Source organism: Nocardia sp. NPDC052566 (assembly GCF_044547285.1).
Classification (GTDB): Bacteria; Actinomycetota; Actinomycetes; order Mycobacteriales; family Mycobacteriaceae; genus Nocardia.
In genome coordinates, this window is sequence record NZ_JBIUAF010000003.1 from 605826 (window position 1) to 620237 (window position 14412).

16 protein-coding genes and 1 pseudogene are annotated in these 14412 nt (G+C 67.3%); 11 read left to right on the forward strand and 6 right to left on the reverse strand.

Annotation, left to right across the window (positions count from 1 at the left end):
- The first annotated feature begins 42 nt into the window (after positions 1-42).
- Positions 43-891 carry an alpha/beta fold hydrolase gene (locus ACIG5A_RS16990; RefSeq protein ID WP_397241140.1) on the forward strand — a complete coding sequence of 283 codons (849 nt, stop codon included), beginning with the start codon at positions 43-45 and terminating at the stop codon, positions 889-891.
- 213 nt (positions 892-1104) lie between these two features.
- On the opposite strand, the gene ACIG5A_RS16995 is transcribed toward ACIG5A_RS16990, so the two are convergent.
- Positions 1105-1788 (reverse strand): hypothetical protein, encoded by a 684-nt coding sequence (locus tag ACIG5A_RS16995; RefSeq protein ID WP_397241141.1) that lies wholly within the window; start codon positions 1786-1788, stop codon positions 1105-1107.
- Between the two features lie 106 nt (positions 1789-1894).
- Complete coding sequence (locus ACIG5A_RS17000; RefSeq protein ID WP_397241142.1) at positions 1895-2500, reverse strand: PadR family transcriptional regulator; 606 nt, start codon at positions 2498-2500, stop codon at positions 1895-1897.
- A gap of 117 nt (positions 2501-2617) precedes the next feature.
- On the opposite strand from ACIG5A_RS17000, the gene ACIG5A_RS17005 reads away from it, so the two are divergent.
- Entirely contained in the window at positions 2618-3082 is a 465-nt protein-coding gene (locus tag ACIG5A_RS17005) for a hypothetical protein (protein ID WP_397241143.1), read from the forward strand.
- A 90-nt stretch (positions 3083-3172) separates the two neighbouring features.
- Here the strand turns inward: ACIG5A_RS17005 and ACIG5A_RS17010 are convergent, their stop codons facing one another.
- Together ACIG5A_RS17010 and ACIG5A_RS17015 are read right to left on the reverse strand one after the other, a co-directional pair.
- Positions 3173-4324: a lipase family protein gene (locus tag ACIG5A_RS17010; protein WP_397241144.1), complete on the reverse strand. Its 1152-nt coding sequence runs from the start codon at positions 4322-4324 to the stop codon at positions 3173-3175.
- 286 nt (positions 4325-4610) lie between these two features.
- Positions 4611-5381 (reverse strand): SDR family NAD(P)-dependent oxidoreductase, encoded by a 771-nt coding sequence (locus ACIG5A_RS17015; RefSeq protein ID WP_397241828.1) that lies wholly within the window; start codon positions 5379-5381, stop codon positions 4611-4613.
- 312 nt (positions 5382-5693) lie between these two features.
- Between ACIG5A_RS17015 and ACIG5A_RS17020 the strand changes: the two genes are divergently transcribed.
- On the forward strand, positions 5694-6935 hold the full coding sequence (locus ACIG5A_RS17020) for a helix-turn-helix domain-containing protein (protein ID WP_397241145.1): 1242 nt from the start codon (positions 5694-5696) through the stop codon (positions 6933-6935).
- 7 nt (positions 6936-6942) lie between these two features.
- Here the strand turns inward: ACIG5A_RS17020 and ACIG5A_RS17025 are convergent, their stop codons facing one another.
- Positions 6943-7143, reverse strand: coding sequence for a hypothetical protein (locus ACIG5A_RS17025; protein WP_397241146.1), 201 nt, complete (start codon positions 7141-7143; stop codon positions 6943-6945).
- 308 nt (positions 7144-7451) lie between these two features.
- On the opposite strand from ACIG5A_RS17025, the gene ACIG5A_RS17030 reads away from it, so the two are divergent.
- The gene (locus tag ACIG5A_RS17030; RefSeq protein ID WP_397241147.1) at positions 7452-8681 is read left to right on the forward strand and encodes a multiprotein-bridging factor 1 family protein; all 1230 of its coding nucleotides are present in this window, start codon (positions 7452-7454) and stop codon (positions 8679-8681) included.
- Positions 8682-8750: 69 nt separating this feature from the next.
- Here ACIG5A_RS17030 and ACIG5A_RS17035 read toward each other — a convergent pair whose 3' ends face one another.
- Positions 8751-9545 carry an HAD family hydrolase gene (locus ACIG5A_RS17035; protein ID WP_397241148.1) on the reverse strand — a complete coding sequence of 265 codons (795 nt, stop codon included), beginning with the start codon at positions 9543-9545 and terminating at the stop codon, positions 8751-8753.
- A gap of 131 nt (positions 9546-9676) precedes the next feature.
- Between ACIG5A_RS17035 and ACIG5A_RS17040 the strand changes: the two genes are divergently transcribed.
- The 7 genes and pseudogenes from ACIG5A_RS17040 (at position 9677) to ACIG5A_RS17070 (ending at position 14406) form a co-directional block, all read left to right on the forward strand.
- A complete protein-coding gene (locus ACIG5A_RS17040; protein ID WP_397241149.1) occupies positions 9677-10213 on the forward strand; it encodes an AAA family ATPase in 537 nt (178 codons plus the stop codon).
- Between the two features lie 43 nt (positions 10214-10256).
- The gene (locus ACIG5A_RS17045) at positions 10257-10772 is read left to right on the forward strand and encodes a DUF1772 domain-containing protein (RefSeq protein WP_397241150.1); all 516 of its coding nucleotides are present in this window, start codon (positions 10257-10259) and stop codon (positions 10770-10772) included.
- A 70-nt stretch (positions 10773-10842) separates the two neighbouring features.
- Positions 10843-11748, forward strand: coding sequence for a helix-turn-helix domain-containing protein (locus ACIG5A_RS17050; protein ID WP_397241151.1), 906 nt, complete (start codon positions 10843-10845; stop codon positions 11746-11748).
- Complete coding sequence (locus ACIG5A_RS17055; RefSeq protein WP_397241152.1) at positions 11745-12734, forward strand: LLM class flavin-dependent oxidoreductase; 990 nt, start codon at positions 11745-11747, stop codon at positions 12732-12734. The genes ACIG5A_RS17050 and ACIG5A_RS17055 overlap by 4 nt, the downstream gene beginning before the upstream one ends.
- A gap of 89 nt (positions 12735-12823) precedes the next feature.
- Positions 12824-13099, forward strand: coding sequence for a hypothetical protein (locus ACIG5A_RS17060; RefSeq protein WP_397241153.1), 276 nt, complete (start codon positions 12824-12826; stop codon positions 13097-13099).
- Positions 13100-13293: 194 nt separating this feature from the next.
- A pseudogene (gene vanY-N / locus ACIG5A_RS17065) lies at positions 13294-13896 on the forward strand (D,D-peptidase/D,D-carboxypeptidase VanY-N); the annotation flags it as partial.
- A 201-nt stretch (positions 13897-14097) separates the two neighbouring features.
- A complete protein-coding gene (locus ACIG5A_RS17070) occupies positions 14098-14406 on the forward strand; it encodes a hypothetical protein (protein WP_397241888.1) in 309 nt (102 codons plus the stop codon).
- The last annotated feature ends 6 nt before the right edge of the window (positions 14407-14412 follow it).

Here is a 14412-nt window from a genome sequence, read left to right on the forward strand (position 1 = left end):
TACCTCCTGCACGGTTTCCACCGGAATGGGCGACCATGGGGCATGACCGTTTCTGATGCGATGATCGTCGCTGACGGTGTCTCGATGCATGTGCGCACCGAAGGTCCCGCCGCGGCGAAGGCTGTCGTGCTGATACACGGGTTCGGCGGCTCGCTGCATTGGTTCGACCGGCTGGCCCCGATGCTCGCCACCACCTTCCGTGTGGTGCGGGCAGATCTGCGCGGACATGGACGCACGGGCGGCGATACCGGGCTCGAGCCGGAGTCGCAGGCGCGCACCATCGCGGCCGTGCTCGATTCCCTGGAGATCGCCGATGCCGCGGCGTTCGGGCACTCGTTCGGCGCGGATATCGCGCTCGCCTTGGCGCGCCGCTCCGACCGGGTGCGCGAGGCCGGAATCATCGGGCAGGCACCGGATTACAGCTACGCGAACTTCCCGCCCGGCGCGGTGATCATGACCGTGCCGATACTCGGCCCGCTGCTGCACCGGCTGACGCCACCCATCGCCATCAGGCTCGGCCTGCGCGCCGCGTTCGCCCGCGGCTACCGCTTCGACGACGCCTTCGACCGCCGGGACCAGCCGGTGCGGGACTACCGCGCCATGCACCCGGCCGTCTATCGCGAGACGGTCACCGCCCGCCGCACCCGCCTCGCGGCCGACCCACTGGACGCGCAACTGCGCGCGCTACCCAAACCCGCCATGGTGCTCCACGGCGACAGCGACCAGATGTACGACCCGGCAAAGACCATCGCCCGCTACGCCGCGACCGATGCCCGCGTCGAGGTGGTCGCGGGCGCGGGCCACTCCCCGAATGTCGAACGCCCAGCCGAGGTAGCCCGCCTGATCCGCGAATTCCTCACCCCACCAACCACTTCAGAGCAACCCAGCTAACCCGCACTCCGGCAGCGGGCTGTGAACGGGGCTTGACCACCTCGGTGGTTACGGCCTGAATGATGCTCGGCGGCAAGGGGTTTCTGTTGTGTCGTAGCGCGACACGCCGGGGGAGGAGCGAGCGCAGTCGAATGGCCGTGCGATACGCCGTGGACAGGGGTCATTCGACTGCGCTCGTTTACCGGAGAGGTCCGAGTGGGCGACTGTGCGGTGTCAGCCGACGAACTCGCGGTCGCCGTATTTCACCTTGGCGGTGTTCCAGTTGCCGCCGAGTGCGGTGACGAACTGCTGGGTGAGGGTGTAGTCGGCGAGGTCGGCGACCAGGATGAGGGTTTTGTCCTCGGTGACCGAGCCGCCGACGAGATGTTCCCTGGCTACCGGGTCGGCGACCAGCGCGTCACGGAACCGGTGCACGTCGATGCCCGCTACCTCGACGGTGAACGCGTCGACGCCGGGCGCGTTCTGCGGCAGCGGTTCGAAGGTCAGCACCGACTCCTGATGGAACCGGCTGCGCACCTGGTCGGCGAGGCGTTGCAGTTCGGGCCCCGCGGCGCAGGCGATGTGGAAGTTGCGTGACCGCTCGTAGGTCGCCTGTTGCCGCTCGTCGGACCAGAAGACGCCGCTGACCAGCGTGGAACCCACCGGCAGCGCGACGTTCTGCACGACGATCCCGTCGACCGTCAGCTCGAAGGCCTCCAGCCGGGTGCGCAGGCGCTGGTCGTCCGGATCGGTGATGGTCGCGGTGTTGTCGGTGGCGAACAGTTCGGCGGTGGGCTGCAACGGATTTCCCGCCGCGCACGAGGCCGGCCCGGCCTGCGCGGGCGCCTGGACGACGAGCGCGGCAAAAAATACCGCCGACGCCGCCGTGATCCGAACCATCAACGTCGAGCTACCCATACGGTTCTCCGTGTACTCGGGGCCGGTGAAGTCGATCAGACGGTCACCCTACGCCGCGGGCCAGGACGATGCCCGCTGATGCGCGGCACCGGTTCGCTCACCGGACCTACGGTGTCTGGTGCGGCGCAAGGGATTCCCGCGACCAGGTCAGCCTGCCCGCCGCCAGATCGGCGACAACGCCGTCGAGCCAGCGCAATTCGGCCTCGGTGATCGCGCGCAGGTACTCGTCCTCCAGTGTCACCACCCTCGGCAGTTCCATCCGCGCCATCTGCTCGGCATCGGCGTTCATCTCGGTGAGCTTGGCGCGCAACACTTTTGCGCGGCGTTCCAGTTCGGTGCGCGCACCATCGGGTCCGAGCAGCATCAGGAACGACAGGGCCGCGGGGAACTCCGGGAATTCGTAGCGCGGCTCGCCGACCATCTCGGCCAGCCAACTCGTGCAGGCCGCACGGCCCGCGTCGGTGATCTCGTAGACGGTGCGCTCCGGATACTGCTGGTCGCGCCCGGTCCCGCGCACCGCGACCAGCCCGGCCTCCTGCAGCCTGGCGATCGTCTTGTAGAGCGCGGCACGCTGGGCGACATTGACGACCTTGTCCTTGCCCCACTCCTTGATGCGGCGCTGGATCGCGTAGGGGTGCATCGGCTCCAACTGCAGGATGCCGAGCAGTGCCATCGCCAGGGGAGAGCGCTTGAGCTGCGCCGATGCCGTCATGGCGTCCATTCTAGTGGTAGCCGGATGACTAGCTTCCCAAAAACTAGTTGCATTGAAACTAGTCCTCATGTCACTATTGATTCATCAGCGGAGCAGCCGCAACGAGAGGACCCCGAAATGACCACAACCACCGCCCCCGTCAAGATCCACGTCGACCACGAGACCGCCAAGCGCCTCGGCGACTGGACCGACGCCACCGCCGTCGCCGTCACCGCCCGCTACGGCAGCGTCGTCATCGACCTGCGTTCCCCGCGGATCGAGGGCGACGGCCCGATCGAGGTGCACGCCGACCTCGACCACGCCATGGTCAAGCTGCTCGTCCCCGACGACGCCGTGATCGACCAGACCGGCCTGCGCTGGACCGGCCGCGGCCGCGTCAAGGATTTCGCCCGCCCGCAAGACGCCGCAGGCCGCGTCATCCGCCTGACCGGCGCAAGCACAACGAGCGAATTTCGGGTCCACCGCGCGGGCATCGCCGTCCTGTCGGCCATGTTCAGCCGCGAGTTCTTCGAAGACACCCGCCGCGCCCACCGCGAAGGCCGCACCCCCACCCTCGCCGACCCGGCCAACGCCCCGCGTTGACCCGCCCGCGAAACGTGAAGTGCCCCAGCTCGAGCCGGGGCACTTTCTCATATTTCTGTTGTGGGGTAGGTGAAATCGGCGTGCGGACGATCAGTTTTGGATGTGGTCGAGGAAGGTGTCGATGGCGGACCACATGGCGGGGTTGAGTTGGGTGTGGGAGCCGGTGCCGGTGACGGTGCGGAAGTCGACGCCGTTGGCGGCCAGTTGGGCGGCGAGGGCGGCGTGCAGTGGGGAGGGGACCATGGTGTCGGTGATGTTGACCAGCAACAGGATCGGGCGGTTGTAGCCGCTGGTCGGCAGCGCGAGGTAGTCGGTGTACGCGTCGCGGATGCGGTTGTCGGACAGGGGTTTCGACAACAGATCGCCGATCCCGATGCCCGCCACCCGCGCATCGATCTGCGGTGAGCACATGGTGCCGATGTCGTCGAGCACGGCGCGGCCCAGTGGACTCAGGTACTGGTTCACGTCGATATCGGGGCGTGCGGCGCGCAGCCCGGCCATGATGTCGGCGAAGAACCCGGTCGAACCGTCCGCGCCGGGCAGTGCCGGAGTGGAGGGGCCGATGGCAGGCAGCGCCTTCTCGACATCGGAGGCGGGGTCGATCGCGATGGTGCCGCGGAAGTCCAGCTCTGGCGCATAGCTCGCCTGCAGGTGTCCGGTGCTGAGCGCGGCGTGGCCGCCCTGAGACGGACCCATCACGGCCCAGGTGCGCGACAGTTCGGGCCGCGCGGCGCGCGCGGCGCGCAGCAGATCGAGGGTGGCGGTCGCCTCGGTCTGGCGCTGCAGATACGGATGCGGACCGGTGTCGAACAACCCGAGCCCGAGGTAGTCGGGGGCGATCACCGCGAACCCGCGCGCGACCAGGTGCTGCATCACCCCGTCCTCTTCGGCGTGCCAGTGCGTATCCGGCGCCGTCGTCGGATCCGATTCCGAGCCGCACCCCTTGCCGAGCCCGGTGGTGCCGTGGTCCCAGGCGACGATCGGCCACCCACCCGCCGGTGGCGTACCCGTCGGCACGAACAACGCGCCGCTGGCCGGGCGCGGCGTCCCGTCCGCATCGGCCATCCAGTAGGTCACCACCGACCCGTCGGCCATCCCGTGCCAGCCGGCCGCCTGCGGCGTAATGGATGTCAGCGTCCCCGGAGCATCGGCCAGCGCCGGTGTGGCCTGTACCGCGATCGCCGCGCAGGCCGACGCGGTCGCCAGGGCGAGTGCACCCTTCCAACCTCGAACAACACGCATCGCACGCCTCCCTGGCTCGACCGATCAGCTCACCTGGAGAGAAGCGTAAGACTGGTCAGTCGCCAGGCCGCCGTGCGGGGGCGAATTGTGAGCTAACTCGAAATCGACGCGCACGAATACTGCGTGTGCCGAGGCTCTCAGCCGATCAGGCGGGTGCCCTGATCGCGTCGATCTCCGCCCGCTCGTCGATACCACTCTCGGCGCTTGCGAACCGGGCCGGCCGTGCTTTGCGGTCGGTGGTCGGCAGCTCTGGCCGATGGGCGATTGGGCGTAGCTCGCCGACCGGTCAGATGATGGTCATGCCGCCGTCTACGACGAGTGAGGCGCCGGTGATGTAGCCGGCGGCCGGGCTGCATAGGAAGACGGCGCAGGCGGCGAGCTCGGTGAGGTCGCCTGCGCGGCCCGCGGGGAGTAGAGGTATGCGCGAGTCGATGTAGCCGTCGGGGAACTGCTCGCCCATTTCGGTCGGGAAGTAGCCGGGGACAAGGGCGTTCACGCGGATGCCTTTGCGTCCGGTCCACTGCACGGCGAGATCGCGGGTGAGGCCCATCAGTCCGGCTTTGCTTGCCGAGTAGGCCGCCTGTGGCAGTTGTCCACTGACCAGGCCCGCGACGCTGGCGATATTGAGAATGGCGCTGCCGCGCGGCATGACTCGCCCGCATGCCTGTGCAACCCAATACGCCCCATGCAGATTCACGTCGATGATCTCGCGGAACTGCTCGGGGGTTTCGCGGGAGGCCGGCACGGCGGAAGCGATCCCCGCATTGTTGATCAGTACGTCGACTCGGCCGAACTCGGCGACGGCGGCATCGGCGATCCGCTGTGCGTCCGCGGGCTCGGCGACGTCCGCCTGCACGGTGAGCGCGCGCCGCCCACGCTCCTCGACCAGCGCCGCCGTCGACTTCAAGCGATCGGCCCGCCTGGCCGCCAACACGAGATCCGCGCCCGCCTCCGCACATGCCTGCGCGAACGCCACACCCAGCCCGGACGACGCGCCCGTCACAACCACCACCTTGTCATCGAGGCGAAATCGATCGAGCACGCTCGGATATGTCATGGGGTTCCTTCCGGTCGGCATTCGGACGCTGATGCGCGCGTCCAGCTCGATGCTGGTGCACGGCGGGCTGTCGCACACCGTGATTCGCGCAGTAGTCATTCCTCCTGAAGGCACCACCTTGTTGTGCGCGCGCTGTGCGGCACTGCGGGTGAAGTCGACTTCTCCCCTGGAATAGGTGCGCAGGGCAATCGGGAATCCGTGTCATCACGGCGACAGGTATCTTCATCCCTATTCCAAGGGGCACTTACAGTTTCGCCGATGGTTCTCGGCCGACCTGTCGGTCTGGCAACGCCGCGAGTCTAAAATTGGCTTATGCCTAGCAATGCGACTGCGGGCGGTATCGGCGCACGGGTTCGGCGCTCGCGGCGTGCGAAGAATCTCAGCGCGGCCGAGCTCGGCGCGATGGTGGGCGCGCCGGAATCCTGGATAGCGAAGGTGGAGCACAACCAGGTCGGGCTGGACAAGTATTCGGTGGTCGACAAGTTGGCCGATGTCCTCGACATCGATGTCCCGTGGTTGCTGGGGCAGCCGTATCAGCCCGGCGAACCGGCCCGGAATGCCGGGCACACCATGGTTCCGGCGCTGCGGACAGCGCTGCGTCGCACCGGCCTCATTCTGTCCGGGCATCCGAGCATCCGCGCCGTGGCGGCACCGCAACGGCTCGCGTCGTTGCGGGTCGATGTCGATCGGGTGGTCCGCGGTAGACAGGCGGCGAGGCTACCGGAGGTCATGCTGGTGCTCCCGGATCTGGTGGAGGCGTTGAACACTCGGGCGCTCGATACGGCCGGCACCGCCGAGTCGGAGGTGGTGCACCGGCTGATCGTCGAGACCGGTCAAGTCGCGAGGATGGCGCTGAACAAGCTTGGCTATCACGATTTGGCGTGGACGGCGGTCGAGAACGCCGCGACGGCGGCGGCTCGGCTGGGGGATCCGCTGATGCGGGCGTGCTCGGCATGGGACCGCTGCGGTGTGCTGCTGCACACGGGATCATTGCCGCTGGTGTTCACCGTGGCCGAGGCCGCGATGGATGACTTGAGTGATCAGCTGAACTTCCCGAATCCGGAGGCGTTTTCGCTGTACGGCGCGCTCGGCCTGCGGTGTGCGGTGGCGGCGGCCCGCCGTGGTGATGCCGCGTCCGCCTGGCAGTACCTGAGCGAAGCCGACCGGATGGCATCCCGGATCGGCTTCGACCGCAATGACTTTCAGACGGTGTTCGGTCCTGGCAATGTCGCGATCCACGCTGCCGAGATCGCGGTCGAGCTCGACCAGCCCGAGGTGGCCCTGCGACGTCATGCCGGTGTCGATCTCGCGTCGGTGCCGAGCAGGGAACGCCATACCCGGCATCGCATCGACATTGCCCGTGCCTACGCACAGCTCGGCGACGACGCGACCGCCGTTGCCACGCTGCGCATGGCGGCCGACGTCGCACCGCACTATGTCTACAACCATCCGCTCGCCCGTGGGCTGGTCGCCAACCTGCTGTGCAGGGCGCAGCCGAGCGCCCTCGACGCCGGCCTGTCCGGTATCGAGCGCGCCATGGGCCTGAACGGATGATCCGTGGTCACGATGTCCGCCGGGCGTTGCCGAGGAGGGTGGTGGTGGCGAGGAAGATCAACGAGGCCGTGTTCCAGTCGGTGAGAACGCCTGCGGCGGCGGCCAGCCCGGCACTCAGCGTGAGTGCCGCCATCGGGTAGATCGCTGATCGGTATTCGTTCGGAGTTTGCTGCGGATCGTTTCGCTCGGGCGGTTTGTCCATGGTCATTCGGATTCCGGTGTTCTGTTGCGAATGCATTCGGGTAATTGCCTTCCTGTCCGGTGTGCTCCGGAAAGGGACGGTGCGCGGATGAAGCGTCCGGCCAGACATGGTGCGGCCGTGGACCTTCGAGTGCGTTGCGGCGGGCCACGTGGCTCTTGCGCGCGGTCCGCTGTTTCCGTCGGCACCATCGCGTCACCTCGCAGTCGAAGATCAATTTCGTCGAATTCCATCTGCTCGAATAGTGGCAAGTCCGTGCGCGTCGCACCGTCACATAGTTGACGGTTTCGCGGGAAAATCGGCAATAGAATCGAAGCGTGGCTGAAAGCACCGACGCCGCAATCACTATCGGTTCCCGGATACGGCGGGCACGGCGGACCAAGAAAATGAGCCAGGCGACGCTGGCCGGGTTCGTCGAGCGGTCCGAGTCGTGGATGCGCGGCATCGAGGCCGGCCGGATCAACCTGGACAAGCACTCCGTGATCGATCGCCTGGCCAGTGTGCTCGAGGTCGATGTCGCCTGGCTGCTCGGGCAGCCGTTCGAGTTCGGCCAGGACAACGGGCACGACGCGGTACCCGTACTGCGCAGGGCGCTGCGGCGCACCAGCATCACCCTGTCCGGCGGATCCGTGCATCCGAAGACGCCGCGGCCGCTGCTGACGGACCTCCGTGCCGACGTCGACCGGATCACCCGGCGCCGTCAAGCGGCGAACCTCTTCGAGGTGATGCGACAGCTACCGGAGCTGACCGAATCGCTGAACACGAGCGCTCTGCTTGCTTCGGGGGTAGAGCGAGATGTCGTCGACGGGCTGATCATCGAGACATCGCACGTCGCCCGCACGGTGCTCAACCAGCTCGGCTATCACGACCTGGCCTGGACCGCGGTCGAGAATGCCGCCACCGCCGCCGCCAGGCTGGGTGACCCGCTCATGAGTGCCTGCTCGGCGTGGGATCGCTGCGGGGTACTGCTCCATACGGACGAAGACGACGAGGCCTTCATGATCGCCGAGGCCGCGCTCGCCGACCTGCAAGACCTCATGACAGCGCCTACGCCGCAAGTGCTTTCGCTCTGGGGCGCGCTGCATCTGCGATGCGCCGTCGCATCGGCGCGGCACCACGACGCACCGACGGCATGGGCCTACCTGGCCGCGGCGGAGGCGGCCGCGGCACGACTCGGGGTGGACCGCAACGATTTCCAAACCGTGTTCGGGCCGACGAACTGCGGTATCCACGCCACCGAGATCGCCGTCGCGCTCGACCAGCCCGATATCGCCCTGAAGCGCCATGCCGGCATCGACCTGACAGTTCTGGCGTCGAAGGAGCGTCACACGCGACATCGCATCGAAGTCGCCCGCGCCTACGGTCAGCTCAAACGTGACGCCGCGGCGGTCGATCAGCTCAAGCGGGGCGCCCACCTGGCGCCGCAGTATGTCTACAACCATCCGACCGTGCGCGACCTCGTCGACGAGCTGTGCCATCGCGCGCAGCCCAGTGCGGTCGATGCCGGGCTCGGCGCGATCGAACGCGCGATAACTCGGTCGACCTAGTCATGCGGCTCGAACCGAGTCCGCCCCGCGATAGCGCGGACTCGGCCTTCGACCTCACTCCATGGTCGGCTAGGTCATCGCCGGTGCGGTACCGACCAATCGGCCGATGGTCCGGCGAGCCTTGTGCAGACTGCGATTCGGCAGCAGGCTCCGCAGTCCCTGGTTGGCGCCGATGGTGTTCATCACGAGGTGGAGGCGGCGGTGCCCGGGGTCGCTCAGGGTGGGAACGAGCAAGGTCGGCATGCGGACGCCGGGGTCGGCGGCGACGCCGTCGCGGTTGGACCGGTCGCCGACCATCAAGGTCTGCTCGGCGGGAGTGTCGAGCCGATCGAGTATCAGGCGAAAGATGGCGGGGTCGGGTTTTTGGATGCCTTCTTCGTTGGACAGGACGAATTCATCGATCACGTCGAGCAGTTGTGCCTGCTTGAAGCAGTCGCGAATGTCGAAGTGGATGTTGCTGAGAATGCCTATCCGGTAGCCGTTTTCGGCGAGTGCGTTGAGCGTGTCCGCGGCGTCGACGGCGAATGTGTTGTAGCCGGGGTCGGAGTCGACGTCGAAAAGCGCTTCGGCGAGGTCGGGGGCGAGCCCGGCGTCTTCGAACACCTCGAAGTAGGTGTCCCTGTGCCGTTGGTAGCTGGTGTTGCCCTGTGGTGATTGCAGACGGTTCGGTTGGCCCGCGGCGGTCCGGATCTGCTGCAACAGCGCTACGGCGGCATCGTGGCCGGGCTCGGGGTCGGCGTCGGTACGTACCCGCTTTAGTGCCTCTAGCGCCCAGTCTTCGGGGGTGAGTTCCGTGACGAGCGTGCCTCGCCAGTCGAAGACGACGGCCTTGATGGGGTCTGGGCGCGGGCCCTTGGGATGCATGACTGTGCAGGTTAATGGCGGGCGCGGCGAAATGGCGGGCGACGGCCTTTTCGCCGTGCGCGTCGCGGCGAGCTCGCCGCACGTTGGCCGCGCTGTCAGAATGCGATATGCCGGTTCCGACGTTGATTGTGGTGAGTGGACCGCCCGGTACGGGCAAGACGACTTTGGCGCATGAGCTGGCGGGGGCGCTCGGCTGTCCCGCGGTCATTCGTGACGAGATCAAGCAGGGCATGGTTCATGGCGCTTCGGCGCCCGATGGATCGTTCGATCGGAAGACGCTCGCGGTGTTTTCCGAGGTGCTTGGTGCGCTGGTGCGGGCGGGCGTGACGGTGGTCGCCGAGGCGGCGTTCCAGGACAAGCTGTGGCGTCCGATCCTGGAGCCGCTCGTCGAACTCGCGGATATCCGGATGGTGCGTTGCGTCGTGCCCGCGGCCGTCGCGCACACCCGCATCAGCAGGCGCGCCGAACGGGACCCGAGCAGGACCGCGCATGCCGATCGCGCGCTGCTCGAGGCGATCGCCGCCGGGGCGTATTCCGTCGACTCCTTCGTGCCGATCTCCCTGGACCTGCCGAACCTGGATGTGGACACCTCCGATGGATATCGCCCCGGCCTCCAGCGCATTATGGATTTCACCCGGACCGGTCGTTCGCATTCGTACAAGACGTAGCGGGCGCCCGCGCCATAGCCTTTGGCCATCGGGAGGAGAACCAATGAACGACAAGTCGCCCGGTGTCGCGGGCCTGATCGCGCTCATCATCGCGGTGGTCGTGACCGGACTGCTGGCGGGCACCTATTACGCGTACGCGACCTCGGTCATGCTCGCGATGCGCAGACTCGACGACAAGACCTTCGTCGAGGTATTCAACAAGATCAACGACGTGATCGTGAACCCGGTGTTCATGCTGAGCTTTCTCGGATCGGTCGGTCTATCGATACTGGCGGGGGCGTTCTATCTGCGCGCCGATTTGCGCTCGGTGCTGCTCTGGATCGGTGTCGGCGTCGTGCTCAACATCCTGAGCCTGGTGGTCAGCGCCGTATTCAACATTCCGCTCAACAATCACCTGGCCACCGCGAACGACGCGACGGGTGCGGTGGACTTCGCCGGGTTGCGCAAGGATTTCGAAACGCCATGGGTGGCTTGGAATATCGTGCGTGGCCTGATCAATACCGCCGCTCTGGTCGCGCTGTCGCTGGCGGTGGTCCAGCATGGTCGCCTCACTCGCTGAACCGGTGCCGGGCCGGAGGGGCCGGGCGTACCGTGGACTTCGACTGGTTCTGCCAGGCCGGAGGGGTGCGATGTTCGGCGACGAGATGTTCGGCGACGAGATGTTCGGCGACGAGGCGAACGACGGGACCGATTCGGAACAGTGGAAATTGCCGTCCACTACCGCCTTCCATCTGCCGCAGCGCAACCTGCGGCAGTACGTGCTCGGCTACTTCGACCTCGACTCCGTGCAGACACGGACGGTGCGCCGGCGCCTGCTACCGCACCTGCTCGTCACCGTGCTGATCGATTTCATCCCGCCGCGCCGCCGCATCGAATCGGTGGACGGCGTCGTGGAACCGTCGATTCGGCTGCCGGTGAACGGTCCGCGGGATCGGCCGCAGATATTCGAGCAGAGCGGTCGTCACCGTGCGGTGTGCGTCGACCTGACACCGCTCGGCGCGTACGCGCTCTTCGGCATCCCGATGCGTGAACTGGCAAATGCCAGTGTCGATTTCACCGATCTGCTCGGCAACGAGGGGCGGTTCTTCGTCGAGCGGCTCGCGGACGCGGGCACCGGAGCGGATCGGGCCCGGGTTGTCGACGCCATGATCAGTGCGCGAATGGCACGGTCCGAGCCGTCCGTCGGATTGGTCGATCATGCTTGGCGGCAAGTGAATCGGACGGCGGGGGCGATCCGGATCGGCGCGCTCGCCGATCGTCTCGGCGTCAGCCGCAGGCACTTGGAGAAGCAGTTCGACGAGCGAATCGGGTTGTCGCCCAAGGCCGCTGCCAGGGTGGTGCGTTTTCAGCGCGCGCTCGCGCTGGCCGAGAGCGACAAGCCATGGTCGGAGATCGCGTCGATCTGCGGCTACACCGACCAGTCGCATCTCTCCCGTGAGGTGCGCGACCTCAGCGGGTTGACGCCGGGCCGGTTGCGTGGTCGTGCGATCGCGGCGGGCGGACGGTTTCTCGTCGAAGGCGATGCGCCGGGATGACCGTCCCGCTGTCGGTTCTCGATCTCGCCCCGGTGCGCCGCGGCATCCCGCCGAGCCATTCGCTGCGCGAATCGGTCAGCCTGGCCCCGCGGGTCGAGGAACTCGGCTACCTGCGCTATTGGCTCGCCGAACACCACAACCTGGCCTCGGTCGCCAGTTGCGCGCCCTCGGTGTTGATCGCCGAAATCGCCAATGCGACAACGGTATTGCGGGTCGGATCGGGTGGGGTCATGCTGCCCGACCACGCACCGCTGGTGGTGGCCGAACAGTTCGGCACACTGGAGGCGCTGCATCCGGGGCGTATCGACCTGGGGGTGGGGCGTGCGCCCGGCACCGACCCGCGCACCGCACGCGCGCTACGCCGCACCGAGGAGCCCGCCGGATTCCCGCGGCAACTCGACGAGCTCGTGGGCTATTTCAACGGCTCGGCAGCCGCTGGAGCGATCAAAGCCATTCCCGCCGAAGGAAATGCGCCGCCGATCTGGATTCTGGGTTCCTCGGTGGCGAGCGCCGAATTCGCCGCCGTTCGTGGGCTTCCCTACGCCTTCGCCCACCATATCGCCCCGGGCGCAACGATTCCGGCGCTGCGCAGGTACCGCGAATCATTCCAGCCCGGCGTGAGCCTGCAGCGCCCCTACGCGATCGTCGCCGCCATCTCGGTCGTCGCCGACACCGACGAGCACGCCGCGTGGGTCGCGCAGACGTTACGTGCCGCCGCCACGCGAGCCAGGCGCGGAGAGCACGCGCCATACGAGGCGCCTACGCAGGCCGCCGCACTGCCATACACCGCGGACGAACTCGTCTTTCAAGCCGAATACCTCAGCACCCAGATAATCGGCGGCCCAGCCGAAGCCCACCGCCGCGCAACCGAACTCGTCACCGAGTCCGGCGCCGACGAACTCATGATCCTCGCCGTCGCCCACGAGTACGCGGACCGAGTCCGCACCTACGAAGTGCTCGCCGAGGAACTGTCCACTGGTCACTGACCGCACCATGCGGTGGTCCCAGTCGCAGTCGTCAGGATGGGCCCGCCGCGACCGGCGGCCGGTTCCCGGTCCTGCTGAACTCGCCGGGAATGGACGACACCACCGGCTGGAGCACCGCTCAGGCCGAAGACCTCGCCAGTCACGGCTACGCCGTGGTCGCCATCAACCACACCAACGAGGCGTTCGCCGTCCAATTCCCCGACGGCCGCCTGGAACGCACCGAGGTGCCACTGGACTCGCCCCAGGAGGTCCTGAGCGAGTTCCTGTTGCCGACCCGCGTCGCCGACACCCGTTCCCGAAACGGTGGCGGCATCCTCGAAACCCTCAGCGCCCTCGCCCAACCCGAAGTCCTACCGCATCCGTAGCGCCCCGGATAGCTTGGGCTCCTTCGCATTACCGAACCCGTCGACGCATCGCAGAGTCGCGCTTCGGCATCGGCACGCCGGACCCGAAACTCGAAACGTCGACGTAACTGGTTGCGCGTCTCTCATCCATTACGGCAAATGTTCAGCACCTGAGGCGGAGGTGCGATCGGCCCGTGCTGACGAGCCTCGTATTCATGCGAACCAGCCGTTTCGACACTCCAACAGCCCAGCGCGCGGTGGCGGCGACATCCTCCGCTGACGAATTCCGGACCGTGCCGCCACGGGCACGTGATCATCTGTACGGGGCGCTGACCTTCCTGCTGGCCGTGCTGCTGGTGCCGGTCGCCTTCGCTCGACACCCCGCCCGTGCTCGAGAATTGGCCTGCCACTGGGCATTACACCTGCGTTTCCCCGCCCAAGACCTCCATGGCCTCCATCCGGCGGCGCGGGCGGCATTCGACGCCGCGCGCACCGAGGCATTCTGGGGACACCGTCGGCTCATCGCCGTCACTTCCGGATACCGCGACCCGGTCACTCAGCAGCAATTATTCGACGAGGAGGTGCGGCGCTCCGGATCGGCGGCGTCCGCGCGGGTGCTGGTCCTGCCTGCGTCCGAGTCGAGTCATGTCGCCGGCATCGCACTCGATATCCGGCCGCGTGAAGGGGCGCGCTGGCTCGAACGGCACGGTGCCCGCTACGACCTCTACCGCACCTATGACAACGAGTGGTGGCATTTCGAGCATCGACCCGAAGCGGCCGGTGAACCACCGCGGCGACAGCCGCACCCCGGCGCAGGCGCACCCGCGAGGCGAGATGATCCCGAGGTTTCTGGCGGTTTGCGGGATAGTACTTCCAGTCAGCCCTTCGGTACCTCAGATGGAGGCGCGCGCACACCCCGCGGACGAGAGTGGGATTTGCCCGCGGGCCCCGGGTCTCCACTTCGGGGCCTTCGTAGATCGTCCGCTCGAACCACGACGGCACAAACCGAAGGAGACACCATGACGACCAACGAGAATTCGTCCGTCACCGGCCCGCGCCGACCGGAGCCCGACGCCGCGGCGCCGGTCTGGTTGTTCCGCGTTGTCTGGGCGATCGGAGCACTCGCCATCGCCGCCTCGGTGTCCCTGGTGGTCGTGGCCTTCAAGGCGCAGCACACCTGGGGCGGTGAATTCGTCGCCACCGGCCAGAGCGCGGACGCGCCCCTGCTGCTGGGGTTGATTGCCTTCCTGTTCGGTGCGGCCGTCCTGATCTGTGCCCTGCTTGTCCGGTCCGCACTCGGCCGGCTTGCCTCATTCCGCCAGCAGTGACCGGCG